Here is a 25,910-nt window from a genome sequence, read left to right as displayed (position 1 = left end):
CGCGGAGCCGCTCCCCCGGCTCCGCGGCGCTTTTTTTGCCCGTCCTTCGCAGCATCGAGACACCGAGGATTCGCCATGACCGTCGAGCATGCAGATTGTGTCGTCCTGGGCGGCGGCCCCGCCGGCAGCACCTTCGCCGCGATCGCCAGGAAGTACGCCCCCGACGCCAAGATCGTCCTGTTGGAGAAATCCCGGTTCCCGCGCTGGCACATCGGCGAATCGACGATCCCGGCCGCCAACGGCGTGCTCGAGGACCTCGGCGTCTATCAGACGATGCTCGCCTCCGACTTCGTGAAGAAGATGGGCGTCACCTTCATCTGGGGGAAAGACCGCACGCCCTGGACCGCCGACTACCTGACGCTCAAGACGATCTCCCGCGCCGGCGGCGATGCCTCGGTCATCGAGGTCACCGGCCAGGACTTCGAAAAGTTGCTCGGCCCCGGCCAGACCCAGCGCACCCCCTATTCCGCGTTCAACGTCGAGCGCTCGCGCTTCGACAAACTCCTTCTCGACAACGCCCGCCAGCTCGGCGCCGACGTCCGCGAGGGCACCAGGGCCCTCGGCGCGCAGCGGGTCGGCGAATCGTCGCAGCACGTGATCACCTGGGAGGACGACGCCGGCAACAGCGGCTCGATCACCGCCGACTTCGTGCTCGACGCCACCGGCCTGTCGCACCTGCTCACCAGGGGCGAGCGCGTCTACGACGAGAACCTCAACAACTTCGCGGTCTACGGCTATTTGCAGGGCGCCGAATGGAAGGTCACCTTCAGCGGCTCGCCCGATCGTTCGACCGTCTTCATCGCCGCCATCGAGCACGGGTGGATCTGGTACTTCCCGCTCGGCCGCGATCGGATGACCGTCGGCGTCGTCACCAACCGCCACCACTTCGCGGACAAGCTGGCCGGCGTCGACCTCGAGACCTTCTTCTGGAAGTCGCTGCGCGCGTGCCCCGAGGTTGCGGGGTTGATCGAGAACGCCACCCTGCGCGACGACATTCTTCCAAAAGGCGCCCGCGTCGGCGCGTGCCAGGACTGGTCGTCGTGGGCCAAGGAGACCGTCGGCGACGGCTGGGCGGCCGCCGGCGACGCGGCGATGTTCGTCGACCCGATCCTCTCGACGGGGGTCACCCTGGCTCTTCAGACAGGTCACCGCGCCGCCTACACCTGGCTGACCCAGCGCGCCCGGCCCGACCTGCCGGCCGCGAGCCTGTGGCGCGCCTACTCGGATTACCTGCGCGGCGAGTACGGCGCCTTCCTGACCCTCGCCCGCTACTTTTATGGCAACAACAAGGCCGCCCCCTCGTGGTGGTGGACCGCGCAGCAGCTCGTCAACGCCTCGGGTCGCCTGCGCCTCGAGGACCGGCAAGCCTTCACGATGGCCACCGCCGGCTTCTTCCCGGTCCCGCGGGCGCTCGGCGCCGGCGCCGAGGTGGTGGTGCCGCTGATCCAGGGCATCACCGGCGCGGCCGACGGCCTCGAGGCGATCTACCGCGACACCGGCGTGCCTGCCCCGGAGGACCTGTCCCACGAGACATACTCGCTCGTGGCCCCGTTCCGCCTCGACCTGCGCACCGAGCCCGGCCTCGAGCGCGGCCTCAGCGGGCGCCTCGAGGTCTACCACGACCTCGTGACCGAGACCCCGCAGATGAGCCACCGGCTCGCGGCCACCCCGGCGCGCATCGACCCGGCGCTGGCCCCCGTGGTCGCGGCCATGCGCGAGTGCAGCGACGTCGCCGGCCTGCTCGCGCGCGCCCGGGCGCTGCTGCCCGCCCGCGATCCCGCAGCCCTGCGCGGCGCCGTGCTGGGCATCGTCCGCATCGCCGCGATGAAGGGTTTTATTAGACTCGAGGGTCCGCGCGAGTCGGAGTCGCCGCCGCTCGAGGCCGTCGCGTGCGCCTGAGCCTGGAGCTGGCCGCGGCGGCCGATCTGAGCGACCTCGCCGACGCGGTCTCCTCGCCCGGCGGTCCGCTGTCCGGCCGCCACCTCGGTCATACCGAACTCGTCGCAAGGATCGCTCAGCCGCCCGCGGTCCACGCCGCGGCGACGTCTTGGTTCGCCGGCGCCGACCTCCGCGCCGCCGCGTCCGGCCTCGCCGACCTCACCTGGCACGCGGAGCTCGACCGCGCGCAGCTCACCTGTCTCCTGGGACAGGCGGGCGCGCAACAGCTGCTCGCCCGCCGCCACCTCGTCGACGACGCCGCCCGGGCGCTCGTCCCTCCCTCACTCGCAGCGAGCGTCGCAGCGCTCGAGCTCGGCCCCTGGCGCGCTCCGGAGCCGCCGCGCACGCTCACCGATCCCGGCGCCCCGCCGCCCCCAGTCCCCGCGACCGGCCTGCGACCTGCCGAGCTCCTGCGCGGCTATCACTTCGATCGAACGAGCGACGGCGAAGACGAGACGATCGCAGTCATGGCCCTCGGCGGTGTGCCCGACGCCGGCGATGTCCACGGCTTCGCCCGCGCCTTCGGCCTCCCTTCGCCACAGATCGAGCTGGTCCAGCTCACCCCCCTTGCCGCCTGCGCCGCCGATCCGCGGTTCCGCTTCGAGGCCACCATGGGCCTGCAGTGGCTCGCCGCAGTCGCCCCGCGCGCCCGCCTCGTCGTCTACTTCATCGACCCGACCGTCGCCGCCGATCCATGGAGCTGTTTTTTAAAACATGTCCTATCCGACATGTCTCGAAAGCCTACCGTGGCAGTCACCAGTTGGAGCGCCCCCGCCCGTCAGTACTACGCGGTCCACGGCCGGCGCAGGTTCGCGACCTTGCTCGATCTGGCCGCCGTCCTCGGCATCACGGTGATCGCCGCCAGCGGCGACTGGGGCGCCTACGACGGCTTCCCCAGCAGCGGCCCCGCGCGCGACGCCTGCGACGCCCTCGTCCCGCGCGACACCTTCCCCGGCTGCGAGGCCCGCGTCCTCAGCGTCGGCGGCACGCGGGTGGCCCGGCGCTCGCCGTGGCGCGAGCTCGCGTGGAGCGCCCCGGTCTCGCCGGCCCTGCGCGCGGCGACCGGCCTGCCCGCGCTCGCCGGCAGCGGCGGGGTCAGCGTCCACGTGCCGGTGCCCGAGTACCAGCGCGACGTCTTGCCCGGCGAGTTCTCGTGCGGCCCGGATGCCGCCCCCGTGTTCGCCACGGGCCGCGTCCAGCCCGACGTCGCCCTGATGGCCTGGGGTTCCGACACGACCGCCTACGCCTGCCTGTTCGACGGCGAGTTCCGCGACGACGCCGGCGGCACCAGCCTGGCTGCGCCGATCTGGGCCGGCATCGTCGCCCGCCTCAACCAGCGCCGCCGCGCTCACGGGCTCACGCGCCTCGGCCAGCTCCAGCCGCGCCTCTACGCCGCCTGCGCCCGCGACCCTGCCCTGCTGCGCGACATCGTCGACGGTGACACCGACCTCGAGCTGCCGCTGCTCGCCGCCGACGGCACCCGCCGCTGGCAAGTCCTCCCCGGCTTCCGCGCCGCCCCCGGCTTCGACCCCGCCACCGGCCTCGGCGTGCCCGACGTCGCCCGCCTCACCGCGAGCCTCGGCAGCGCCGACGAGCGGTGATTCTCGACATGTCTCTCACGACATGTCTTTTTTTACTAAAATGACTTGCGGGTGACGCGAGCTCCCGCTGCCGCGCGGCGGATCGTCTCGCCCTCCGCGCGCCCAATTTCATAGGCAGCGAACGTCGCGCGATCGATCGCAGCCGCGTCGTCCGGCGCCGCCGCGATCAGCGACGCGCGCACCGAGGCGGGCACCTCGGCCCAGCGGGGCACGCGGATCCGCCGCAGATACTGGGCCTGGAACCGCAAGAAGCCGCCGGCCATCTTGATCCCGTAGTTGGCGACGAACAGCACCGCCAGCGACGAGCGCAGGATCGTCGCCAGCGCCCGCAGGTCCCACGTCGACGACGTCACGTGATAAAGATTGTGGTGCGGATAATACCGCCCCTCGTCGTACGCCACGGTCGCCTCGCCCTTGATGTCGGGGATCAGCAGCTTGGGCGTGCGCGTCAGCGCCGGTTCGATGCGATCGATCGTCCGGTACCACGCCTCCGGGTTGCGCCGGGCCACGTAGCGCCGCTGCAGCGCCTCGCGGTGCCCCCCCACGTACGCCGCGAATTTCGGATAAAGCCCCGCCTCGGCCAGCGTCCCGTCGGCCTCGAACGGATTGACGATCCCGCGGCCTCGCCACGCGATCGCCCCCTCGCGCAGGTCCGCCGCCATCACCAGCGGCAGCTTGCGCGCCGGCTCCACCGGCAGCGCCGCGAAGTCGGCGATGAAGACCCGGTCGGCCCCGGTCGCCACTCCGATCCCCACCCGGCAGCCGGCGTCCTCGAGCGTCACGAACTCGCGCTCGAGCCGGCGGAGCACCGCCAGCTGATCGGCGCCGTCGAGCAGCCACGGGTCTTCGCCGCGGACCGCCTGCGCCACCTCCTCCACGCGCGGATCGCCGACCGGACCGGCGCGCGTCATCGCCTGCACCACCGCGGGCAGCTCGCCTTCGATCTGCGGCCTGCGGGCGATCCGCGTCGTCTCGCCTGCCCCGCGCCGGATCACCGTGATCGCCGGATACGCGGACACCTCCGACTGGAACGCGTCCGTGCCCTCCATGTCGATGTAGTGCGACAGGTGATAGTCGCGGGCCACCAGCCCCCGCAGCGGCCCGCCGTAGCGGTTCTTCAGCCAGCGGTTGGCGCAGATGAACGCCAGCCGCCCGCCGTCGCCGAGCAGCTGCAGGCCGCGCTCGAAGAACGGCACGTACAGGTCGGCGCGGTCGTAGATGGTAGAATAGCGCCGGCGATATTCCGCGAGCAGTGCCTCGGGGATCCGCTCCTGCCGCACGTACGGCGGGTTGCCGACCACCACGTCGAACGGGCCCGTCAGCGGCGCGAGCAGGAAGTCGCCGCGGGTCAGCCACGCCTCGCACAGCCAGCTCGCGTCGCGCCCGCTCGCGCCCCACCGGCGCAGCCGCGCCTGCAAGCGCTCGCGCGTGCGTGCGAACGACTCCGCGTGGACCTCGACCCCGCGGACCGCCGGACCGAGCCTTCGCGCGTCCGCGGGTCCCAGTCCCGCGGACTCACTCGCGATCAGCAGTCGCTCGACGATCGCCAGCAGAAAATCACCCGCGCCGAACGACGGCTCGAGCACCGACCAATCGTGAAGCGGCCGATCGGCCGTGTAACCCGCCAGGTCGAGCAGCGCCTCGACCACCTCGGGGCGCGTGAACACTGCGCCGCGCTCGCTCGCGTCGGCCCCCGCGAGGCGGGATCGGGACGCGCGGGTCTCGAGCGACGACTGCACGGGCTTGCGGCAGCTTAGCGCGTCCCGTCCGCGGATACCGCGCTCGCGCGCGGCAATTTCGCATGGAGAACCCGCCGGGCGATCGACCTCCCTCCGCGGCCGCGAGCGCAGCCGCGGCCCGATCGCCGGCCGGCCCCGCCACTGCATCCTCGTCCCCGGCCTCGCCTGCCCGTGCGCGGTCGCTGCCCGCGCCGACATTCGCGGTCCTACACTCCTGCGCGAGATGCCGCGGCTGCTCGACTATCCCAGCCAGTGCGCCGAGCTCGAGAAGATGGCCCGCCTCGAGCCGCGCCCGCCCGCGACCTCCGGGCCTGCGCCGCTCGCCGCCCCCTCGTCCGCGCACGCCTGCCTCGTGTGCGGCGCCAGCCCGGCCCGGCCCTGCCTCGGCTGCGACGGCGTCGCCTATTGCGGCGACGAGCACCGCGAGCTCGACCACCGCTGGCACGGCCCGGTCTGCCCCGATCTGCGGCACATCGCCGACGACCTCGCCTTCCTCGCCGAGCACCCGCGCGAGCGGCTCGAGGCCATCTTGCTCGCCCGTGCGCGGCGCAGCGACCTCGTCCCCGGCGGCTGGGACGACTGGCTCGGCCCCGACCTCGCACCTGCCCTGCGGCGCTGCCTGAGCGACCTGGCCACGCGTCCGCTGACACTCGCCCACGTCCTCACCTTGCTCTCCGAACATGTCCCATCGAACACATCGGGAACGCTCTCTGTCCACGTGATCGCCGCCGCCCAGCGCGAGCGTGACGTCTCACCGGCGCTGTGGCGAGGGCTGGAGCCGCTGTTCCCCGGGCGCCGCTTCGCCATCACCCTCGTCGGCCCCGAGTTGGTCGCCGGCGACCTCGGGCCGGGGGTGCGGGCGGTGTCGGGCCTGTACCGGCGCGCCCTGTGGACCGAGCTCGGGCGGCCCGACCTCGTCATCGGCTACGACTGCGGCCTCCTCCTCTATCCCTCGTGGAAGCCGACCATGCACGAGCTGCGCGGCTCGGGCGTCCCGTTTGCGATCACCAGCTATCGCAAGTGGGAGGCCGCCGGCGAGGCTCGCGTGCTCAGGGCGATCGGCGCCGAGCCGCTGCTGGCCCCGGCGTCGAACCCGTTCGCCTCGCTCTCGGCCCGGCGCTCGACCACGATCGCCAACGACCTCGCCTGCGACAACGCCTTTTTGAGTGCCTGGCGCTGATCGCCCTGCCCCGATTCGCGCCCAACTGCGAATCCGGCGCCGCCATTGCCTCGATTCACCTTCGCCCGCGAAACCGGCGCCGCCCTGCCGCTATTTGTGGACGATGTCGAACTCGTCGATCACGTCGCCCTTGATGTTTTTAAAATAGCCCTGGGCCGCGTTGGGGTCGCCGTCGACGAAGAAGCGGAGGAACAGGGCCCCGTGTTCGGCCTCGAAGTTCTCCTCCTCGACCCCGTTCTTCAGCCAGTAGTTCTTGGTGTAGACGGAGCCCCACCAATTCTCGTTGCCGTGGAGGCCCGAGTCCCAGTCGCGGATGCTCTTGCCGCCGAGGCCCGACACCACCGAGAACGTGCGCCCCGGGCCCACCTCCAACAACTCGGCCATCCCGGTGGCACCATGGGCTGCACCCTTGTTACCCACGTCGGTGAGCGTGCGCGTGCGCGCGTACGAATGCTCGTGGCCCATGGCGATGATCGACCCGTCGTTCTGACAGGCCTGCAGCGCCTTCCACGTCAGGTCGTCGGGTTTGTCGCCGGCCTGCAGGTCGCGCTGGTTCTTGTGGAACGTGCAGATGCTCCACAGGTGGTCGTCGGCCGTCAGCACCTGGGCGATGTGCTTCTCGTGGTCGCCGTCGGAGCCCTTGGTGCCGAGGCCGGACAGCACGAAGTGGAGCCCGCGGTACGTGCAGTTCGACTTGACGCCGAGGTCGCCCTCGCAGCTGGCGCCGGCGATCTTCGCCAGGCGGGCCTTCAGCTTGTCCTGGTAGCCCGACCACGCGTCGGTGTCGTGGTTGCCGATCACCCCGAACACCGGGAAGCTGTCGCCGAGCACGCTGTCCATCTCGTCGGCCCAGGCGTCGGGATCGTCGCCGTAATCGAAGTCGCCGAGGATGATGACGAAGTCGGCCTTCTCGCTGAGCAGCAGCTCGTACACCGCCTTGGTGTCGCTGCCGGTGCCCTGGTCGCCGATCAGCGCCACCAGCAGGTTCTCGTCGGTCGCGTTGTCGGGGACCGGCTTGCCCTGCCCGCCGGTCGTGCCGTCGCCGCTCGTGCCGGTCGTCCCGCTCGTCCCGGTCGTGCCGCTCGTGCCAGTGGTCGTCGCGTCGGGCCCGAGGTCTGTCGTCGCTGGCCCGTCCTGCGTGGTCGTCGGCACACCGCCGCTCGTGGTCAGGTCCGATGTTTCAAACGCCCCGCTCAGGTTGCCGGTGGTGGTCGACGCGCCGTCCGTGGTCGGCGCCGGCTCTGCGGCGGTCCCGCCGTCGGTGCCTACATGGGTCCCCCCGCTGGTCGACCCGCTGCTGCTCGTGTCGGCCTCGGTGAGCCCCGTCGACGCCGGCGACGTATAGCCGCTCGCGCTGAGGGTCGCGCTGCTGAATCCGGAATGTTCGGTCCCCGCGCCGCTCGAACAGGCGATGCCCAGACACGCAGGGAGGCCCAGGAGGAAATGACGGGAGTGCATAAGAAAGCAAGCTACTCCAGTTCATCGACGCGGTGTACACATTGATTTCGGCGCCGATACCGCCATTCGCGCCCCTGGAGCCAGCGGTCTCGGCCACAGAACGCTGTCCTGCCCCAGATCTGACCGCTTCCTGCACCGGTGCGCAGGCCCAAACATCGCAGCAATCTCGGCACATATTGTGGCACACCGCGCCCAGAACGGCTCGCTGGCGCGCCGCTGTCACATCCAATGCGGCACTCCATCCCACTCACACAGACAGCTCGGATGAGTCACCATTCATCGGCGGTGACAACGCGAATGCGTGAAGTCCGCGACTCACGATGACAGTATCGTGACGCTCGCGCGATGGACGGCGATCGCATGATGTGAACACACGCATCAATCCACACACACTTTATTAAAGGGGGCGGCTCGTTTCTCGAATTCGTCGACCCCTCACGGCGGACCGTCATCAACCATCCGCGGGTCGAGCCGAGTCGCCCGTGCCCCGAATCGAGAAGCTTGGGCCCCGCGCTCGCGGCGGTGATCGTCGCCGGTGAGGAGCATCCGTCTTGACGCGCCGGTCGCGGTCGCGGACGCAGGCCGAGAGCGCGGCCACCTGTCCTCGAGGACATCCTCCCTCTGGCCCGCGCACCCGTCGAGGTCGTCGCGGTCGAAGTCGCAGAGCGCGGTCGCCAGCCACCCGGCGACAGGCGAGGATGCGAGCGCGATGCATGGGGGCGAGCCTTATGGATCTCCGGTGCCACACCGATCCGCGCACCCGTCGCGAGTTCGCTCATGCGCGTGGGCTGAAGCGTCGCCGGCGAGCCCCACGCACTCCGCCGGGGCGCGCGAAGCCCTGCGACAAGCCGCCGCACCGCGGCCCTGCCGCCACCTCGGCTACAGTGCTCCGCCGGTCCGCTCGCCCGGGCCGAACGTACCGCGAACCCACCCGCCATGAAGACGATCCTCGCGCCCCTGCTCCTCGCCCTGGCCGCCTGCGGGACCACCCACTCCGGCACCGACCACGACTCGCACGACACCAGCGGCGACCACGCGCACAGCTCGACCACCGACGGCACCGGCACCACCGACGGCACCGCCGGCACCACTGCGCACGAGCACACCACCGAGCACGAGCACGCCACCGAGCCGACGTCGACTGGCCACGAGCACACGTCGACCGAGGCGACGACGGACGGCAGCTCGCCCGCCGCTGATTATTGCGAGTGCATGCTGGTCAATTGTCACGACCAGTATCACGGCACCTGGGGCGAGGAGCACCCGCAATCGGAGCTCAACTGCAACGCCGACGCAGCGATGCTGCCGACCGTGGGCATGCCTGCGATGTCCGGGGATTCGCTGGAGTGCCGGCTGTATCACTGCGAGCAAGCGGCCGGCGACGCGTCGCTGTGCGAGGCCGCCATCGGCGGCGCGCCGTGTGCGTGAGGCCGTCGAGTTCTCCGGCAGAACGGTGAAAACCATCGGTCCGCCGACGGACGTCCGGGCCGGCCTGCGGCCCGTCTCCGGCCATATCGGCTAAACTGGACGGATGCGCGCGCTCCTCGTGTCCCTCGCCCTCCTCGCCGCCTGCACTGAACGCGACACCGACGACGGCACCATCGAGCTGTTCTTCCGTCCCACCGTCGCCGGCTCCTACTTCAGCTGCAGCGAGGTGTACCCCGAGGCCGCCGCCAACGTGAAGCCGCAGGACTTCCGCGTGTTCGTTCACGCCATCCGCCTCGTCACCGCCGACGGCACCGAGCACCCGCTGGAGCTGCTCGACGACGGCCAGTTCCAGGCCCGCGGCGTCGCCCTCCTCGACTTCGAGGACGCCAGCGGCGAGTGCAGCCGCGGCACCCCGGCCCTCAACAAGACGATCCGCGGCGTCCTCTCCGAGGCCCACCGCAGCGAGCGCGCCGACTACGTCGGTCTCCGCTTCCGCGTCGGCGTCCCGCCCGAGCTCGACCTCGCCGACCCGGCCGACCTGCCCGCGCCGCTGGGCGAGCCGACCCTGCGCTCCGCAGTCACCGGCGCCCACGTCTTCTTCGCCGCGTGGGGCAAGTTCGAGCCCCACTCCGCCAGCGACCCAATCTTCTCCGGCGTCGGCATCGACCTCGGGGCCGACGGGTGCCTCGGCACGTGCCAGCGCCCGAATCAATTCGACGTCGCCCTCGACGGCTTCGACCCCGAGTCGAGCACCATCATCGCCGACTGGCGCAGCGTCTTCGACGGCCTCGACCTGCGCTTCTGCAGCCAGGGCGCCGGCGGCCCGTGCGGCTGCTGGTCGCGCCTCGTCGACCCGCTGTGCCCCCAATTGCTCCCTCGCCTCGGCGTCGACCTGGCCAGCGGCGCCAGCACCGGCGCGCAGCTGGTCTTCCGCGTCGACTGACCGCGCTCGACAGCACGGCCAGCCGTCTCTGTACGACGAACCGGGCCAATCACCGAGAATTCGTCGTACAGGCCGCTGGCTGCGGTTTGCGTATTCGTCACGCTTCAAACAATTCGAAATCACCTGAGCGCGAACCCGGCTGGCAACGCCATGATCGTCCTGCAGACCCCACGGCTGTTGTTGCGGCGCCTGCTGCCCGGCGACCTGGACGCTCTGGCCGCGCTGTACGCCGACGAAGCAACGCGACGGCATCTCCCCTGCGGCACGCTGACGCGGGCGCAGACGCAGGAAGAGCTCGAATGGCACCGGCACGGCCACCCCGACGATCCGCGCCTGGGCCTGTGGGCTACGGTCGAGCGCAGCAGCGGCGCGTTCCTCGGTCGCTGTGGCTTGCTGCCGTGGACCCTGGACGGTGTGGATGAGATCGAAGTGGCCTACCTGATCGACCGCTCGCGCTGGGGGCAGGGTCTGGCCACCGAAGCCGCGCTGGGCATCGTCGACCATGCGCACCACACGTTGGGCATCGATCGCCTGATCGCCCTGATCAAGCACGGCAACGCCGCTTCCGCTCGCGTCGCCGAGAAGATCGGCATGCATCACGAGCGAGATTACCGGCACGCCGCCGGCCCGTGCTGGATCTACGCCCGCACCCGCTGAGCCGTCACGTCCTCGCGGCTCACCCGGGTGCAGCGCAGCGCCCTGTCGCCGACGATCAGATCGGCGCGCCCGTCGTGATCGCATTCACAGTGCGAATCCTATTCGTTCGCGGGAGCGAGCGCGAGCAACTGGGCGGTCGCGGCGGCGATGAGGTTGCCGCCGGGCGCCTGGGCGTCGCGGAGCAGGCCCGCGCGCTCTTGTGGATCTTCGCAGCGAGTGGCGAGCTCGACGCGCAATCGGCTATACACGTCCGGCTCACCGTCACCGGCGAGGCCGGCGCGGAACGCCGCGACCGCCTCGGCCTCGCGCCCGAGCTGCACGAGCTGCTTGCCGCGCTGCAGATGCAGCAGCGCCAGCCGCGGCGCTGCTGTCAATGCCCCTTCGGACAGGTCGAGCTTCTCCTCGGGCGCCATCGGCCCGTCCTGCAGCGCATGCGCGACGAGGAAGATCTCGTGCGCAACGGCCCCGGCCGCGAGCTGACCCGCGAGCCAGCGATCGGAGCGGCAGTGGAACCACCCGGGCGCCAGACTCTCGACTTCCGCGTACGCGGCCTCCGCTTCGGCGTAGCGCCGCAGGTGGAGCAGGGTGAAGGCGGCCTGGTAACGACAGTGCGGAGCGTGGCGATCGGCGGCCGCAGCCCGCTCGAAGTGAGCGAGGGCCTCGGCGAGTTCGCCCTCGCCGCCGCAGGCCTCGCCCGCCTCGGTGGCCGCGGTCGCGCGGCGCAGGGTGATCCGGTCGCGCTCGAACACGAAGCGGACATGCCCCTCCGCCAGGGACTGCAGCTCGTCGAGCTCGTGCGGCGCGCCGTCGATCACCGCCAGCACGCGATTCCGCGGCTCCCCTGCGGCGACCCGCGCGGCCCGGCGCAAGCGCCGACGCTGCACCGCAGGATCGGCGGCCAGCTCGGCCAGCCGGCGCGCGCACGCGGCCGCGGGCTCGCGCTGCTCGAGCCAGCGGTGGGCCTCGAACAGGTTGCCGAGGTAGATCTGCACGCCCTCCGCGTCGCCGGCCTGCTCGCACAGCGCCAGCGCCTGCTGCATGTACGGCAGCGCCTGCTCGGCCTCGCCGAGCTCGAAGTGACACTCGCCGATCCGCCCGAGAGTGATCGGCAGCAGCGCCTCGACCCCGCTGCCTTGGAGGCCCTCGACCTCGGGCAGCACGCGCGTCAGCAGGTCGCGCGCGGCCGCGAAGTCGAGCGCGCCGATCAGCTCCTCGGCCTGGCGCAGCGCCTCTTGCCAGCGCAGCAACGGGTTGTCGCGCGGCGTGCCCATCAGCCGCTGGAACAGCGAGGCGTCGCCCAGCTCTTGCGCGAACACCTGAGCGATCGCCACCAGCGCCTGGACGTGCGACTGCATCGCCGCCGGGTCGGACCGCAGATGCTCCGGAACCTTCTGCCAGGTCGGAAACTGGCTCACGACCGCCTGTCGATGCGCGCGGCAGAGCTTCGCCAGCCGCGACAGGTCGCCGTGCGCCGCGGCGTCGAACAGCTGGAGACGGAGCTGCTCGGGGTCGTCGATGCCCGCGCTGCGCTTGCCGAAGAGGCGGTCGAAAAATCCCATGGAGCGGCTCCTCGCCGCGATTGTAGCCGAACTGGCCCGCGCTCGTGGCGGCACGCGGAGGACCCCGAAACCTCGTTCCTCCCCGCGCCGCGCTCGAATCACCCCTGCGGTTCCACGAGCGGAGGCACCGTCGTGGGATTGCCGTGCGCATCGAGGGCCACCAGCACGAAGCGCCCGCGCGTCCCGAGCTGGCGATCGCCAGTGAGAAGATCCTCGGCGAACACCTCGACCTCCACAGTGATCGACGTCCGGCCCGTCCCGACCACGCGAGCGATCAGCTCCACCAGTTGCCCCTGGCGGATGGGCACGTGGAAGTCGACGCGCTCGCTGCTGGCCGTCACCACCGTGCGGCGCGCGTAGCGGGACGCCGCCACGAACGCCGCCTTGTCCATCAGCGCCAGCGCCTGCCCGCCGAACAGCGTCCCGTAGTGGTTCGTCTGCTCCGGGAACACCATCTCGACGAGCCGGGCCTCGCGCACCCGACCCGCCTCGATCCGCTCGTCATTGTCGTCAGAACGCTGCATCGAGCACCACCTGTCCGGTCACTCCGACCTGGTACGCCGAGACCCGGCGCTCGAAGAAGTTTGCCACCTCTTGCACGTCCTGCAATTCCATGAACGCCAGCGGGTTCTTCGCGCCGTAGCGGCGTGTCATCCCCAGCGTCGCGAGCCGCTGGTCGGCGCAGAACTCGAGGTACTGGCGGATGTCGCCGACCGACAGCCCCGCCACCCCGCCGCCGACCAGGTCCTCGGCGAATTGCGTCTCGCAGTCGATCGCCTCGGCGATCATCGCCTGCACCTCGGCCTCGAGCGACGCGTCGAACAGCTCCGGCTCCTCGCGGCGGATCGTGCTCACCACCTCGAACGCGAAGCGCATGTGCGCGCTCTCGTCGCGGAACACCCAGTTGGTCCCGGCCGCCAGCCCGTGCAAGAGCCCGCGCGAGCGCAGGAAGTACACGTAGGCGAACGCGCCGAAGAAGAACAGCCCCTCGACGCAGGCGGCGAAGCAGATCAGGTTGAGCACGAACTTGCGCCGGTGCGCGCGGTCCTCGAGCCGCTCGGTGCCTTGCAGCGAGTCGAGCCAGCGCATGCAGAACTCGGCCTTGCGGCGGATCGACGGGATCGTCTCGATCGCCGCGAACGCCCGGTGGCGCTCGTCGGGGTCGGGCACGTATGTGTCGAGCAGCGTCAGGTAGAACTGCACGTGCAGCGCCTCTTCATACAGCTGGCGCGACAGGTACATCCGCGCCTCGGGGGCGTTGATGTGGCGGTACAGGCTCAGCACCACGTTGTTGGCGACGATCGCGTCACCGGTGGCGAAGAACGCGACCAGGCGCTGCACGAGGTGGCGCTCGGCCGGCGACATGCGCCCGCGCAGGTCGGCGACGTCGGTCGAGAAGTCGACCTCCTCGACCGTCCAGGTGTTCTTGATCGCCGCCCGGTACATCTCGAAAAATACCGGGTAGTGCATCGGCCTCAGCGAGAGGCACAGGCCGGGGTCGAGCAGGCGGGCGGGGCGGTGGACGTGACTCATTGGCAGGCCTCACAGGATTCGGGGTTCTCGAGCGAGCACGCGACCGCGGCCCGCGGCTCCGCGGCGGTCGCCACGGTGGCCTTGGCGATCCGCGTCGCCGGGCGCGAGCGCAGGTAGTAGGTCGTCTTGAGCCCGCGCTTCCACGCGTAGAAGTACATGCTCGACAGCTGGCCGATGCTCGGGCTCTCGATGAACAGGTTGAGCGACTGACTCTGATCGATGAACGCCCCGCGCTCGGCCGCCATGTCGATGAGCGAGCGCATCGGCAGCTCCCACGCGGTGCGGTACACCAGCTTGAGCGCCTCCGGCAGCCCCTCGAGCTGCTGCACCGAGCCCTCGGCCAGCTTGAGCCGGTCGCGGTTCGCCTCGGTCCACAGGCCGAGCTGCTTGAGCGTCGCCACCAGGTAGCGGTTGACCTGCAGGAAGTCGCCCGACAGCGTCTCGCGCTTGAACAGGTTCGACACCTGCGGCTCGATGCACTCGTAGCAGCCGGCGATCGCCGCGATCGTGGCCGTCGGCGCGATCGCCACCAGCAGCGAGTTGCGCAGCCCGTGCGCGCGGATGTCCGCCCGCAGCCTGTCCCATCGTTCAGGTTCGCTCGCCGTCGCGCCCCAGGCGTCGAACTGCAGCTCCCCGCGCGCCACCCGGGTCTCGCCGAAGCTCGGGTGCGCCCCGCGCTCCTGCGCCAGGGCGCACGAAGCCGCGAGCGCATGAAAATACACCTCCTCGGAGATCTGCCGCGACAGCGCCCGCGCGGCCGCGCAGTCGAAGGACAGGCCGAGCTGGAAGAACACGTCCTGCAGACCCATGAGCCCGAGCCCGACCGGCCGCCACTGATGGTTCGAGTCGCGCGCCCCCGGCAGCGAGTAGTAGTTGAGGTCGATCACCCGATCGAGCTGCCGCACCGCCAGCCGCACCGTCCGCGCCAACTTTGAAAAGTCGACCTCGACCTGTCCATCTGGACCGGTCCTCGTGTGCCGCGCGAGGTTGATCGAGCCGAGGTTGCACACCGCGACCTCGTCGCCCGCAGTGACCTCGACGATCTCGGTACAAAGATTCGACAGGTGCACCACCCGCCCCGCCGCCCCGGTCTGGTTGCAGGTGGTGTTGCAGCGATCCTTGAAGGTCATCCAGCCGTTGCCAGTCTGCGCCAGCGTCCGCATCATCCGCGCGTACAGGTCGCGCGCCGGGACTGTCCTTACGGCCAGTCCGGCCTGCTCGTACTCGACGTAGCGGGCCTCGAACGCCTCGCCGTACAGGTCGGGCAGGTCCTTCACGGTCTTGGGGTCGAACAGGCTCCACGCCGCGTCGGCCTCGACCCGGCGCATGAAAAGGTCGGGCACCCAGTTGGCGAGGTTGAGGTTGTGCGTGCGGCTGGCCTCGTCGCCGGTGTTGTCGCGCAGCTCGAGGAACGCCTCGATGTCGGCGTGCCACGACTCGAGGTACACGCAGCAGGCGCCCTTGCGCTTGCCGCCCTGGTTGACCGCCGCCACCGACGCGTCGAGCGTCTTGAGCCAGGGCACGATGCCGCAGGAGATCCCGTTGGTCACGGTGATCAGCGAGCCGCGCGAGCGCACGCGGTGGTAGGCCAGGCCGATCCCGCCGGAGAACTTCGACAGCATCGCCACGTCGTGGTAGCGCTGATAGATGTGCGACAGCTGGTCGCGCGGCGAGTCGAGCAGGAAGCAGCTGGCCAATTGTTCATGTCGCGTGCCGGCGTTGAACAGCGTCGGCGAGCTCGGCAGGTACTCGAGCGCCGACAGCAGCGCGTACAGCTCACGCGCCTCGACCGCCGACTCGGCCAGGGCGCAGGCGATCCGCATGAAGAACTGCTGCGGCGTCTCGATCACCTGCCGCGTCTGCGGGTGGCGCAGCAGGTAGCGGTCGTAGACCGTGCGCAGGCCGAAGTACTCGAACTCGAGGTCGCGCGACGGATCGATCACCGCGTCGAGCTCGTCCGCGGCCGCGCTGACGAACGCCTGCAGCCGCTCGTGGATGAGGTTCAGCCGCCGGCCGAGCGCGACCGACTCGGAGAACGTACGCACCCCGGAGAGCCCGACCTCGGCCTCGACGTAGGTCGACAGCAGCCGCGCCGCCAGCCGTGAGTACTGCGGCTCCTCTGCGATCAGCGCCGCCGCGGTCTGGATCGACAGCGAGTCGAGCTCCTGCGTGGTCGCGCCGTCGTACAGCCCGCTGATCGTCCGCGTCGCCACGCGCACCGCGTCGACCGCGTCGAGGCCGGCGCAGCAGCGGTCGACCGCCTGCACGATCTTGTGGATGTCGACCGGCTCGAGCGCGCCACTGCGCTTCTTCACCCGCATGCTGGTCTGAAAACCAGAGCGCGTCGGCTCGCCCAGCGTCGCCTCGCTCGTCGTGCTGTCCCTGTCCATCTCGCCCTCCTCGTGTTCGCGCGTGGACCGCGAGGAGGGAGCCGGGGCAGAGAGTCAGCGCGAGCGAACGCCTGCACCGACCTCTCGCCCCCGCGGGCGACCGAAAGTCGGCGCGGGACAGGGGCAGAGGCGAGTCGCGGGGTCTCCGCTTCGCTTGCACCGCGCCTCCCGCGAGGCTTCCAGGTCGTTCCGGCGGCGGATGTCTCCCGTCGCCGGGCGCAGGCAGGTCTTCGGGCTCACGAGCTTCTCGACGTCGCCGCCGAGTCCCTACTACCCACACTTCCCGGCCGCGCGGCCAGTGCTCCGTGGGGTTCGTTCTCGCTTACCGCTGCGGGGCAGCCCCGGATTCTCACCGGGTTCCCTATTAAACCCGCTGCGTCTTCGCAAACGCAGAGGGTACCAGCGCCGACCGCAATATATGGGGGTGCTCCCAGGGCGTCAACACAAAATGTGGCCGACCTGCGCACTTGCGCAGCTCTTCTTCACGTCCTCGACGGACGTCCTGAACGGACGTCTTCGCCTCGTGCACTAGCTGTCCCGAAGGACAGGTCTCACGGCGCGCACTCGACCTCGCGGGAGATCCACGCGAGGAAGTCGACGTAGGCCTCGTCGGTCTTGTCGGCGAACTTGTCGTGCCCGCCGTGCATCACCCCGCCGGCGCTCTCGGCCAGCGGCTTCAGCAGCAGCAGGCTCTGCTCCGGCTCGGCGTAGTTCACGAGCCCGCGCTCCAGCACGTTGCGCATCGTCATCAGCGACCCGAGCTCGCACGAGCCGGTGGCGATCCACTTCGGCGCCTCGATGTCGGAGCTGTCGAAGTGGCACGGGAAGCAGCGGTCGCGCCACGCGTACACCTTGTGGCGGAACAACGACTCGCGCGTCAGCGGCGAGCAATCGCCGGGGTCGACCCACGCCGGCGCCCCCTCGTCCTCCTCGCACTTCTCGCCGCTCGGCTCGCCACACGGCGAATCACCCGACCAACACAGCCCACATTGCGCGGTCGCCTCGATCCACGCCAGGAACGCCTGGTACTCCTCGTCGATCACCGATTGGTCAATCAACGGGCTCGCCGGGTCGGCGCGGGAGATCCACCCCAGCACCACGCTCGCCTCCGGCGCGCTCAGGTCGACCAGCCCCTTCGACTCGAGGCACGCCATCGTCTGACACGGCGTGTCCTTCACGAACATCTCCATGTCGACGCCCGACAGGTGACAGGTGTTGCACGTCTTCGGCCGGTCCGTCGCCAGCAACGGCGCGATTCTTTTGATAAAGAGGTCGTCGGGCGCGCCGGCGCAGTCGATCGGCGCGCCGGTGCTCGTCGAGCTCGCGGTGCCTGTGCTGCTCGCGTCGGTGCTCGCGGGCGCGACCCCGCCGCAGGCGGTCAGGAGCAGGGCAGCGGCGAGGGCGACGCGCACGCCTCACCGTACCGGAGTTCCCGGCCTCGCGCGACCGCCGGTCGCAGCCGCAGCGAGGTCGTGGCGCGCGGCCGCCCGCGTCACTCGCTGCGCGCCGCCTGCTCGAGCTCGGCGACGGCGATCTCGCGCATCCGATACTTCTGGATCTTCCCGGTCACGGTCATCGGGAAGCTCTCCACGAATTTCCAGAACACGGGCGCCTTGAAGCGCGCCAGCCTGGCCAGGCAGAACTGCCGCAGCTCGTCGGCGGTGACGCTGGCCCCGGCGCGCAGCTTGATCCACGCCATCACCTCCTCGCCGTAGCGCTGGCTCGGCACCCCGATCACCTGCGCCTCGCTGACGTGCGGGTGCGTGTGCAGCAGCTCCTCGACCTCGCGCGGGTAGATGTTCTCGCCGCCGCGGATGATGAGGTCCTTGATCCGCCCGACGATACTGACGAAGCCCGCGTCGTCGATCACCGCCAGGTCGCCGGTGTGCATCCAGCGGGCCTCGTCGATGGCCGCGCGCGTGGCCGCGGCGTCGTTCCAGTAGCCGAGCATCACGCTGTAGCCGCGGGTGCACAGCTCGCCGCGGACGCCCCGCGGCACGATCGCACCGGTCTCCGGGTCGACGATCTTCACCTCGAGGTGCGGGTGAACCCGCCCGACAGTGGTCACGCGCTGCTCGAACGGATCGTCGCAGGCGCTCTGGGTCGACACCGGCGACGTCTCGGTCATGCCGTAGCAGATCGTCACCTCGTGCATGTGCATGCGCGACTGCACCTGCTTCATCGTCTCGATCGGGCACGGCGAGCCGGCCATCACCCCGGTGCGCAGCGTGCTCAGGTCGAACTCGGCGAACCGCGGGTGCTCGAGCTCGGCGATGAACATCGTCGGCACGCCGTACAGCGAAGTGCACCCCTCCTCCTGCACCGCCTCGAGCGTGGCCGCCGGGTCGAACACCTCGCCGGGGATCACCATGCACGCACCGTGGCTCGTGCACGCGAGGTTGCCGATCACCATCCCGAAGCAGTGGTAGAACGGCACCGGGATGCACACGCGGTCGCGCTCGCCGTAGCGCAGCGTCTCGCCGATGTAAAACCCGTTGTTGAGAATGTTGTGGTGCGACAGCGTCGCCCCCTTGGGCGCGCCGGTGGTGCCGCTGGTGTATTGAATGTTGACCGGGTCGTCGAATTGCAGCGTCGCCTCGCGCGCCGCCAGCTCGTCCTCGGACACCGACGACCCGCCGGCCAGCAGCGCGTCCCAGCCGTCCTCGAACACGATCGTCAGGCGCAGCGCCGGGCAGCCCGGCATCACCTCTGCGACCATCGCCGCGTAGTCCGAGCCGCGGTGCCGCCGCGCCAGCAGCAGCACCGACACGCCCGACTGGCGCAGCGCGTACTGCAGCTCGTCGGCTCGATACGCCGGGTTGATGTTGACGAGGATCGCCCCGACCCGCGCCGCCGCGTACTGCGAGATCACCCACTCGGCCCGGTTGGGCGACCAGATCCCGACCCTGTCGCCGCGCTGCACCCCGAGCGCCATCAGCCCGCGCGCGGCCTGCCCGGTCCACGCCCACAGCTGCGAGTACGTCGCGCGGAAGCCCTGCGAGCGGACCACCAGCGCGTCGGCATCGGGCACCCGCAGCACCGTGCGCCGCAGGTTCTCGCCGATCGTCTCGCCCAGCAGCGGCGTCGCGCTGGTGCCGTGCACGTACGACAGCTTCGGCGTCGTCATCGCCGCGTCACGCCGCCGGGGTGAACTGGATCGCCCCCTGCGGCAGCAGGTAGAGCACGAACGCCCGCCCGCCCGCGACCGTCGGCGTGTGCGCGCTGCCCGGCGGATACACGCACCAGCCCGCGCCGTGGCCGTCGAACTTCGCCTCGCTCGCCAGCGGCATCACCATGTCGATCTCGCCGTTCGGATGCACGTGATGCCCGCCGGCGATCTCGTCCATGTCGACCACGTCGACCGAGAACCCGTGCGTCGCCGGCCCGGCCTTGATCACGCGCCCGTACTTGATGCCCGCGTGCTCGCGGCTGCACATCCACCCGGCCGCCACCGCCTCGCGGCAGGCCTGCGCGATCGCGGCGAATTCGGGCCCGTCGGCCGGGACCTCGCGGTTGAGCCACTCGGCCAGATCGGCGTCGAGCGGGCGTCCTGCGACCTTCGTGGTGAGGTCGACCATCAGGGCTTCGAAGCGCGGCAGATCCATGATCGTCGGCCGACGCTAGGCCGTTTCGCGCGCGCCCGCAACCCCCTCACTTCGCGGTCCACGGCGGCAGCGCCGCGAGCGGGATCCGCCGCAACACGCCGGGCTCTCCGCCCATCTCGCCGGACCCGATCCGCACCGCCACCTCGTCGCTCGTGATCCACAACACCCGCTCGACGATCTGATCGGCCGGTGCACGCAGGGCCCGCTGCTCGAGCGGATCGAGCCGCACGATCATCAGCCCGTCCGCGCGCTCTCCCATGGGAATCACCACCACCCCGCCGCCGAACTGCGGCGTCGGCATCGTCTTCAGCGACAGCGGCAGCACCTGCCGCGCGTTCGCCAGCGCCGGCCCGTCGACCACGTCCGCCGTCCACAGCGCGATCGCCTTATAAATATTGTTGTTGTCGCGCCCGCGACCTTCGAGCCACACCGCGCGCGCACCGTCGATCATCACCGGGCTCATGCCCGCGACCGGCCCGGGGCGCAGCGAGTGCGCCCGCTCGCCGAGCCGCGCCGCCATCGGCCGCTCGGGGATCGCCGCGTACGAGAACACCACCGCGTCGCCGTGCCCGCTGGCGCAACACTCCCAGCCGTCGTGCGAGCCCCGCACCTCCTGCCACCGCCTGGCCTCCGCGTCGTACCAGCGCAGCGGCCCTCCGTTCTGCTCGACCACCACGCGCCCGCCGACCGACAGCACCGACTCGCCGATGAAGCCGCGGAACTGCTTGCGCGGCAGCACCGCGGCCACCTCGCGCCAGGCCGCGTCCTCGGCCAACGGCCCGCGCAGGTACGCGCGCGAGGCGTAACCGTCGTCGTTGTCGAACGCCACCTCGATCACCGCGCCGTCGTCCGAAAGACCGATCTGTCCCAAAGAACATTGAGTGTCTCGCGGCCCCTCGACCGCGAAGAACGGCAGGCCGTCGCGCGGCGCCAGCAGGTAGCGCGAGCGCGGCCCCGACAGCGAGCGGAGCGCCGCGATCGTCACCTGCCCGCCGCGCGACAGCCCCATCAGATCGAGGTCGGGTGCCAGCGCCTCTGCCGTCTGAGTCGGCGCCTCGAGGCAACCCTCCGGCCCGCCCTTGCACGGCGCCCACGTCAAAGGCGGGCCCAGGTCCGCCGGCGCGTCGGCGATCTGCAGCTCGCAGCCGGGCGCGACCGTCAGCGTCGTCCACGTCGTGCTCGCCGGCGGTGATTTCGGCGGCAGCGGCTCGCGCGGCTCCTGCTTGGGCGGCGACGCCTCGCGCGGCGCCGCGGGCTCCGGCGGCCCCTCCGCGGGAGAATCAGCGACCACGACTCTCGGCGACGGCGGCGGCGCGTGCGGGCTGCAGGCCAGCGTCGTCATCACCAGAGTGAGCGTGGAGCGTCGCATCCTCGCGACCATAACACGCATGTTCTGCCGCTCGGTCCGGCTCGAACTCGCACGATTTTCGATCGGTCCGCGCTCGTCGCGCGCATCCGTTTCAGTGCGCCGCGTGCTAACCGAAGATCATGCCGACCCTTCATTCGTGCGGCGTCTTCATGGCTTTGTTCGGCGGCCTCGTCCTCGGCGGCTGTCGACCCGGCAGCGGCGACAGCGAGACCGCCACCGGCGGCGAGACCGGGACCGGCACCACCGCCGGCGAGACCGAGACCCCCAGCCCCTTGCCGCCCGAGGAGATAGGTCCCCGCGAGGGCGCGTGGGAGGTCGTCGTCGACGCCTTGCCGTTCCCGCTCGCCGACATCCGCACGCTCACCGTCGGCCGCAAGGAGCTCGACCGCAACTTCGCCAACCGCGGCCTCGTCGAGGTCCTCTTCGATCACGACGAGGAGACCATCACCATCGAGACCCGCAAGTACGTGTTCGGCGACGCGGTCGAGGCCGAAGCCCTGGAGCGGCTGTCGCTGTGGGCATTCGTGTTCTCCGCCAAGCCAGTGCCGCGCCCGCCGAAGGCCGAGGATTGCACCGACGGCGCGTGGAAGGACAATTGTGCGATCTACGCCTATTACGACGGCCAGTCGCAGCCCCTCCGCACCGGCATGGACTTCCGCGTCCACCTGCCGAGGGGTTACCGCGGCGAGCTGTTCGTCACCACCGAGGACAACACCTCCGAGGACTCGTGGCCGCGGCGCAGCGACGTCACCGTCCTCGATCTGTGCAGCGGCGGCGAGCTCGATCTCCAGGCCGGGCGGGCCAAGGTGCGCATGTGTCGCGACCTCTCGCCCGCCCCCGCCTGTCCGCCGGAGAGCGTCGCCGCCTGCGCGGGCTTCCCCGACGGCAGCGGCCGCGAGGCCTGGGCCCCCGAATGCCCGTGCGGCATCGACAACTTCGGCCAGCTCGTGATCCGCGCCGCGGAGCCGTGGGCCGCCGACATCACCCTCGACGTGCCGCTCGACGTGTGGCTGAACGCCACCCTGCAGAACGTCGCGCCCATGAAGCAGCCGCAGTGCCTGCCGCAGCTCGGCGGCTGCGAGGCCCCGCGCTGCATCCTCGACGACACCGACCCGTTCTCGCCGACCGCCGAGTTCAACTACCCGAGCGACGCCGCACCCCACGGCGCCGGCTTCAACTTCTTCGCGGTGAGCGGCGGCTGTACCCTCATTCCATTCGCCGATCCCGGCGCGCCGTGGAGCCCCGGCCAGACGCCGCAGGAGGAGCTGCGCGGCAAGGTCCAGCTGTGCAGCGGCTGCCTGTGACGATCGCTTTGCGCTGGTCGTCGCCGGCGAATCGTGGTATTCGTCGGCGATGATCTCTATTAAGAATCTCGCCAGCGTTTGCGTCGGCAGCGGCCTGTTACTCGCCTGTCCTGGTCGTCCCAGCGGGGGTGACACCGACAGCGCGACCTCCGGCGATCCCACCACCGCACCGACCTCCGACACGTCCACCTCGACGGATCCCCCGACCTCCACCTCCACGGACGGAGCGACCACCGACACCACCGACACAGTCGAGCCGACGACCACTGGCGACGAGACCGGCCCGCACGAGGGTCCGTGGGAGGTCGTCGTCGACGCCTTGCCGTTCCCGCTCGCCGACGTTCACAAGCTCACCGTGGGCCGCCGGGAGTTCAACGAGAATTTCGCCAACCGCGGCGTCGTCGAGGTCCTGTTCGACCACGAGGAAGAGACGATCACCGTCGAGATCCGCAAGTACGCGGTGGGCGACGGGCTCGACGTCCAGCAACTCGATCGCCTGTCCTTGTGGGCATTCGCCGCCCCCGGCGATCCCGTCCCGCCCCCCGACCCGGCGACCGATTGTACGCAGGGCGCCTGGAAGGACGATTGCTCGATCTACGCCTTTTACGACGGCAAGGCGCAGCCGGTCCGCATCGGCATGGACTTCCGCGTCCACCTGCCGACCGGGTACCGCGGCCTCCTGCGGATCACCACCGAGGACAACCTCGCCGAGGACGCGTCACCGCGCCGCGGCGACGTCACAGTGCACGACCTGTGCAGCAGCGGTGAGATCGCCCTCGAGGCCGGAAGGGCGAACGTCCGCATGTGCCGCGACCTCTCGCCGGCCCCCGAGTGTCCGCCGGACGACGTGAAGGCCTGCGCGGTGTTCCCCGACGGAGCGTGGTCCCCCGAATGTCCGTGCGACCCCGCGCTGTACGGGCAGCTGCTCGTCGGCGCCTCGCAGCCGTTCGCCGCCAACATCGTCCTCGACGTCCCGGACGACGTGTGGTTGAACGCGACGCTGATGAACACCGAGGTCATGAGGCCGCACGACTGCAAGCCGGAGATCGCCGACTGCGGGCAGAACTGCCAGCTCGACGACGCCGACGAGTACGCGCCCAAGGCCGAGTTCAACTTCCCGAGCGAGGCCGCCATCTCGGGCGGCGGCTTCGGAGTCTTCCTCACCAGCGGCGCCTGCAGCGAGGTCTCGTTCGTCGAACCCGGAGCGCCGTGGCCGCCCGAGCAGGCCCCCGACGAGGAGCTGCGCGGCTTCGTGAAGCTGTGCAGCGGCTGCCTGTGAGGCTCACGGCGCCACTGTCTCGAGCAGCGCCGGGTCGTCGGTCATGATCCCGTCGACCCCGCGGCCGATGAGGTCGACCATGCGCGCCTCCTCGTTGACAGTCCACGGGTGCACCTTCATCCCCAGCTCGTGGGCGAACGCCACCAGCTCGGCGCTGGCCAGGTCCCACGGCGAGTGGACGAACTGCGCCGGCGCCACGTACTCCGGACTGCCGACATTTAAATAGAGGTCGAGCATCTCCGGCGTGCTCAGCGACGTGAACGCCGCGGGGGCTGCCGCTCGCACCGCCATGATCGTGTCGAGGTCCCCCGACGCGATCACCACCCGCTCGAGCGCCGCGTGATCCTCGATCGCCGCCAGCAACCCCTCCACAATGGGCGGGTCGGTCTGCTTGATCTCGATCAGGTAGTACGAATCCGGAAACTCATTAAAAATTTCTTCCAGCGTGGGGATCGAGATCCCCATCCCGCGATACGGGAACGTCTGGCCGCCGTCGGGCGTGAAGCGGTAGCCCGCGTCGAGCGCCCGCAGCTCGTCCAGAGTCTTCGCCTTGATCGCCCCCGTCCCGTCGGTCGTGCGATCGACAGTGCCGTCGTGCATCGCCACGAGCACCCCGTCGCTGCTCGCGTGAACGTCGAGCTCGAGCACGTCGGCCCCGACCGCGAGCGCGTGCTCGAACGCCGGCAGCGTCTCCTCCGGCCGCAACAGCGCCCCGCCGCGGTGCGCAATATTCAAGAATTTGTCCGACAGCAGCAGGTTGCCTGGCGGCTCGCCTGTCTCGCTGTCCGCCGTCGTCGTGCTGCTCGAGGTCGTCGTCGGGACCTCGCCCGTCGTCGTGCTCGTCGTGCTCGACGTGCTCGACGTGCTCGGTTCACCTGTCTCTTCGGACATCACAGGCGAAGCGCAGCCCGTCATCACCCCGGCGAATGCAGCAACGATCGTCCGCAGCATGCTTCACAGTATCACGGCAACGACGCGGCGCGCGCAAACGCGCCGATTGTGAATCGTCACAACTCGCTCACCCGCCGCGCAGCGCTGCCGAGCGCTCGGCGAACGTGCGCACGTGCTGCAGGATCGACCGCAGCTTGGGCAGCCCCGCCTGCGACGCCGGGAACGCCACCATCAGGCTGCGCTGGCGGCCGATCAGCTCCGGCAGCACAGGTACCAGCAGCCCGTCGGGCACGCCAGGGTCGGGCAGCAGCGCGTCGGGCAAGAAGCCGATCCCGAGGCCAGCGATCACCATCTGACGCAGGCAGTGCACGTCGGCAGTCACCAGCGTCGGCTCGACCTCGAACGACTCGCCGGTCAGCGTCGGCAGCACGCGCGCGTCCTCGCCGGGGGGCGCCCACGCCAGCACCTCGTGGCTCGCCAGCTCCTCGAGCGTCCGCGGCGTCCCGCGGCGCTCGAGGTAGTCGTTCGACGCCAGCAGCCACTCGCGCAGGCGCCACACCTCGTGCGACAGCCACGGCCCTTCCGGCCCCTCCGGCCCGAAGTGGCACAGCATGTCGACGTCCTCCAGCGGCCCGGACACCGGGTCCTCGCTGAAGCGCAGCTGCAGCGACAGCCGCGGGAACGTCTGGCGCAGCGCCGCGAACAGCGGCGTGACCGCGTGCGGCGGCAGCCCCATCGACATCAGCACCCGCAGCACCCCGACCGGCTCACGACCGATCTCCCGCACCGAGGCCACCAGCGCGCTCGCCTCTTGCAGCACGTGGCGACCGCGGGCCGCCAGGACGGCCCCGGCCTCCGTCACCACCACCCCGCGGGCGCTCCGCTCGAGCAGCGGCACCCCGGCGCGGGCCTCGAGCGCCTCGACGCGGCGCCGCAGCGTCGCCCGGGCCATGTTGAGCTGGGTCGCCGCGGCCAGGAACGAACCGGTCTCGACCACTCCGAGGAAGGCCCTGAACTCTTCGAGATCCATCCAGCG

The 25,910-nt window shown here is 70.6% G+C and carries 20 protein-coding genes and 1 riboswitch; of the genes, 8 read left to right on the top strand and 12 right to left on the bottom strand.

What is annotated here, in order from left to right; all coding sequences use genetic code 11:
- The first annotated feature begins 75 nt into the window (after positions 1-75).
- Complete coding sequence (locus OV090_RS24935) at positions 76-1,899, top strand: tryptophan 7-halogenase (RefSeq protein ID WP_267706944.1); 1,824 nt, start codon at positions 76-78, stop codon at positions 1,897-1,899.
- A complete protein-coding gene (locus OV090_RS24930) occupies positions 1,890-3,539 on the top strand; it encodes a S53 family peptidase (RefSeq protein WP_267706943.1) in 1,650 nt (549 codons plus the stop codon). The genes OV090_RS24935 and OV090_RS24930 overlap by 10 nt, the downstream gene beginning before the upstream one ends.
- Before the next feature lie 35 nt (positions 3,540-3,574).
- Here the strand turns inward: OV090_RS24930 and OV090_RS24925 are convergent, their stop codons facing one another.
- Positions 3,575-5,278, bottom strand: a complete 1,704-nt coding sequence (locus tag OV090_RS24925) for an Eco57I restriction-modification methylase domain-containing protein (protein ID WP_267706942.1) — start codon at positions 5,276-5,278, stop codon at positions 3,575-3,577.
- A gap of 223 nt (positions 5,279-5,501) precedes the next feature.
- Here OV090_RS24925 and OV090_RS24920 point away from each other — a divergent pair, with 223 nt between their 5' ends.
- Positions 5,502-6,458, top strand: a complete 957-nt coding sequence (locus OV090_RS24920; protein ID WP_267706941.1) for an MSS51 C-terminal domain-containing protein — start codon at positions 5,502-5,504, stop codon at positions 6,456-6,458.
- 90 nt (positions 6,459-6,548) lie between these two features.
- Here the strand turns inward: OV090_RS24920 and OV090_RS24915 are convergent, their stop codons facing one another.
- Positions 6,549-7,916, bottom strand: coding sequence for a metallophosphoesterase (locus tag OV090_RS24915; protein ID WP_267706940.1), 1,368 nt, complete (start codon positions 7,914-7,916; stop codon positions 6,549-6,551).
- A 936-nt stretch (positions 7,917-8,852) separates the two neighbouring features.
- Between OV090_RS24915 and OV090_RS24910 the strand changes: the two genes are divergently transcribed.
- The 3 genes from OV090_RS24910 (at position 8,853) to OV090_RS24900 (ending at position 10,944) form a co-directional block, all read left to right on the top strand.
- Positions 8,853-9,344 carry a hypothetical protein gene (locus tag OV090_RS24910; RefSeq protein WP_267706939.1) on the top strand — a complete coding sequence of 164 codons (492 nt, stop codon included), beginning with the start codon at positions 8,853-8,855 and terminating at the stop codon, positions 9,342-9,344.
- A gap of 103 nt (positions 9,345-9,447) precedes the next feature.
- Positions 9,448-10,287, top strand: a complete 840-nt coding sequence (locus tag OV090_RS24905; protein WP_267706938.1) for an MbnP family copper-binding protein — start codon at positions 9,448-9,450, stop codon at positions 10,285-10,287.
- Positions 10,288-10,437: 150 nt separating this feature from the next.
- Positions 10,438-10,944: a GNAT family N-acetyltransferase gene (locus OV090_RS24900; protein WP_267706937.1), complete on the top strand. Its 507-nt coding sequence runs from the start codon at positions 10,438-10,440 to the stop codon at positions 10,942-10,944.
- Between the two features lie 98 nt (positions 10,945-11,042).
- On the opposite strand, the gene OV090_RS24895 is transcribed toward OV090_RS24900, so the two are convergent.
- The 8 genes from OV090_RS24895 to OV090_RS24860 all read right to left on the bottom strand — a co-directional run bounded on the left by OV090_RS24895 (position 11,043) and on the right by OV090_RS24860 (position 21,400).
- Positions 11,043-12,503: a tetratricopeptide repeat protein gene (locus tag OV090_RS24895; protein WP_267706936.1), complete on the bottom strand. Its 1,461-nt coding sequence runs from the start codon at positions 12,501-12,503 to the stop codon at positions 11,043-11,045.
- Between the two features lie 98 nt (positions 12,504-12,601).
- Positions 12,602-13,027 (bottom strand): acyl-CoA thioesterase, encoded by a 426-nt coding sequence (locus OV090_RS24890; RefSeq protein WP_267706935.1) that lies wholly within the window; start codon positions 13,025-13,027, stop codon positions 12,602-12,604.
- On the bottom strand, positions 13,014-14,036 hold the full coding sequence (locus OV090_RS24885; protein WP_267706934.1) for a ribonucleotide-diphosphate reductase subunit beta: 1,023 nt from the start codon (positions 14,034-14,036) through the stop codon (positions 13,014-13,016). The genes OV090_RS24890 and OV090_RS24885 overlap by 14 nt, the downstream gene beginning before the upstream one ends.
- Positions 14,033-16,357 carry a ribonucleoside-diphosphate reductase subunit alpha gene (locus OV090_RS24880; protein WP_267707151.1) on the bottom strand — a complete coding sequence of 775 codons (2,325 nt, stop codon included), beginning with the start codon at positions 16,355-16,357 and terminating at the stop codon, positions 14,033-14,035. The genes OV090_RS24885 and OV090_RS24880 overlap by 4 nt, the downstream gene beginning before the upstream one ends.
- Before the next feature lie 272 nt (positions 16,358-16,629).
- Positions 16,630-16,845: riboswitch (cobalamin riboswitch) on the bottom strand.
- 132 nt (positions 16,846-16,977) lie between these two features.
- Positions 16,978-17,838 (bottom strand): hypothetical protein, encoded by an 861-nt coding sequence (locus OV090_RS24875; protein ID WP_267706933.1) that lies wholly within the window; start codon positions 17,836-17,838, stop codon positions 16,978-16,980.
- Between the two features lie 80 nt (positions 17,839-17,918).
- Complete coding sequence (locus OV090_RS24870) at positions 17,919-19,553, bottom strand: AMP-binding protein (protein WP_267706932.1); 1,635 nt, start codon at positions 19,551-19,553, stop codon at positions 17,919-17,921.
- A gap of 7 nt (positions 19,554-19,560) precedes the next feature.
- Positions 19,561-20,031, bottom strand: coding sequence for a DUF4863 family protein (locus OV090_RS24865; RefSeq protein WP_267706931.1), 471 nt, complete (start codon positions 20,029-20,031; stop codon positions 19,561-19,563).
- Between the two features lie 46 nt (positions 20,032-20,077).
- Positions 20,078-21,400, bottom strand: coding sequence for a hypothetical protein (locus tag OV090_RS24860; RefSeq protein WP_267706929.1), 1,323 nt, complete (start codon positions 21,398-21,400; stop codon positions 20,078-20,080).
- A 119-nt stretch (positions 21,401-21,519) separates the two neighbouring features.
- On the opposite strand from OV090_RS24860, the gene OV090_RS24855 reads away from it, so the two are divergent.
- Both OV090_RS24855 and OV090_RS24850 read left to right on the top strand, forming a co-directional pair.
- On the top strand, positions 21,520-22,704 hold the full coding sequence (locus tag OV090_RS24855; protein WP_267706927.1) for a hypothetical protein: 1,185 nt from the start codon (positions 21,520-21,522) through the stop codon (positions 22,702-22,704).
- Between the two features lie 49 nt (positions 22,705-22,753).
- Positions 22,754-23,983, top strand: coding sequence for a hypothetical protein (locus tag OV090_RS24850; RefSeq protein ID WP_267706925.1), 1,230 nt, complete (start codon positions 22,754-22,756; stop codon positions 23,981-23,983).
- 3 nt (positions 23,984-23,986) lie between these two features.
- Here OV090_RS24850 and OV090_RS24845 read toward each other — a convergent pair whose 3' ends face one another.
- Together OV090_RS24845 and OV090_RS24840 are read right to left on the bottom strand one after the other, a co-directional pair.
- On the bottom strand, positions 23,987-24,934 hold the full coding sequence (locus tag OV090_RS24845) for a glycerophosphodiester phosphodiesterase (RefSeq protein ID WP_267706923.1): 948 nt from the start codon (positions 24,932-24,934) through the stop codon (positions 23,987-23,989).
- Positions 24,935-25,001: 67 nt separating this feature from the next.
- Positions 25,002-25,904, bottom strand: coding sequence for a LysR family transcriptional regulator (locus OV090_RS24840; protein WP_267706922.1), 903 nt, complete (start codon positions 25,902-25,904; stop codon positions 25,002-25,004).
- Positions 25,905-25,910 lie beyond the last annotated feature (6 nt).

The sequence above is a fragment of the Nannocystis sp. RBIL2 genome, assembly GCF_026626745.1.
Classification (GTDB): Bacteria; Myxococcota_A; Polyangia; order Nannocystales; family Nannocystaceae; genus Nannocystis.
Note: the sequence above shows the minus strand (reverse complement) of the source record. Positions and strands in the feature narration are given on the sequence as shown.

What these genes read in the sequence shown, in the direction of transcription:
- OV090_RS24935 (WP_267706944.1), top strand. Translation starts at nt 76, where the DNA reads ATGACCGTCGAGCATGCAGATTGTGTCGTCCTGGGCGGCGGCCCCGCC.
- OV090_RS24920 (WP_267706941.1), top strand. Translation starts at nt 5,502, where the DNA reads ATGCCGCGGCTGCTCGACTATCCCAGCCAGTGCGCCGAGCTCGAGAAG.
- OV090_RS24915 (WP_267706940.1), bottom strand. Translation starts at nt 7,916, where the DNA reads ATGCACTCCCGTCATTTCCTCCTGGGCCTCCCTGCGTGTCTGGGCATC.
- OV090_RS24910 (WP_267706939.1), top strand. Translation starts at nt 8,853, where the DNA reads ATGAAGACGATCCTCGCGCCCCTGCTCCTCGCCCTGGCCGCCTGCGGG.
- OV090_RS24905 (WP_267706938.1), top strand. Translation starts at nt 9,448, where the DNA reads ATGCGCGCGCTCCTCGTGTCCCTCGCCCTCCTCGCCGCCTGCACTGAA.
- OV090_RS24900 (WP_267706937.1), top strand. Translation starts at nt 10,438, where the DNA reads ATGATCGTCCTGCAGACCCCACGGCTGTTGTTGCGGCGCCTGCTGCCC.
- OV090_RS24895 (WP_267706936.1), bottom strand. Translation starts at nt 12,503, where the DNA reads ATGGGATTTTTCGACCGCCTCTTCGGCAAGCGCAGCGCGGGCATCGAC.
- OV090_RS24890 (WP_267706935.1), bottom strand. Translation starts at nt 13,027, where the DNA reads ATGCAGCGTTCTGACGACAATGACGAGCGGATCGAGGCGGGTCGGGTG.
- OV090_RS24885 (WP_267706934.1), bottom strand. Translation starts at nt 14,036, where the DNA reads ATGAGTCACGTCCACCGCCCCGCCCGCCTGCTCGACCCCGGCCTGTGC.
- OV090_RS24880 (WP_267707151.1), bottom strand. Translation starts at nt 16,357, where the DNA reads ATGCGGGTGAAGAAGCGCAGTGGCGCGCTCGAGCCGGTCGACATCCAC.
- OV090_RS24870 (WP_267706932.1), bottom strand. Translation starts at nt 19,553, where the DNA reads ATGACGACGCCGAAGCTGTCGTACGTGCACGGCACCAGCGCGACGCCG.
- OV090_RS24865 (WP_267706931.1), bottom strand. Translation starts at nt 20,031, where the DNA reads ATGGATCTGCCGCGCTTCGAAGCCCTGATGGTCGACCTCACCACGAAG.
- OV090_RS24860 (WP_267706929.1), bottom strand. Translation starts at nt 21,400, where the DNA reads ATGCGACGCTCCACGCTCACTCTGGTGATGACGACGCTGGCCTGCAGC.
- OV090_RS24855 (WP_267706927.1), top strand. Translation starts at nt 21,520, where the DNA reads ATGCCGACCCTTCATTCGTGCGGCGTCTTCATGGCTTTGTTCGGCGGC.
- OV090_RS24850 (WP_267706925.1), top strand. Translation starts at nt 22,754, where the DNA reads ATGATCTCTATTAAGAATCTCGCCAGCGTTTGCGTCGGCAGCGGCCTG.
- OV090_RS24845 (WP_267706923.1), bottom strand. Translation starts at nt 24,934, where the DNA reads ATGCTGCGGACGATCGTTGCTGCATTCGCCGGGGTGATGACGGGCTGC.
- OV090_RS24840 (WP_267706922.1), bottom strand. Translation starts at nt 25,904, where the DNA reads ATGGATCTCGAAGAGTTCAGGGCCTTCCTCGGAGTGGTCGAGACCGGT.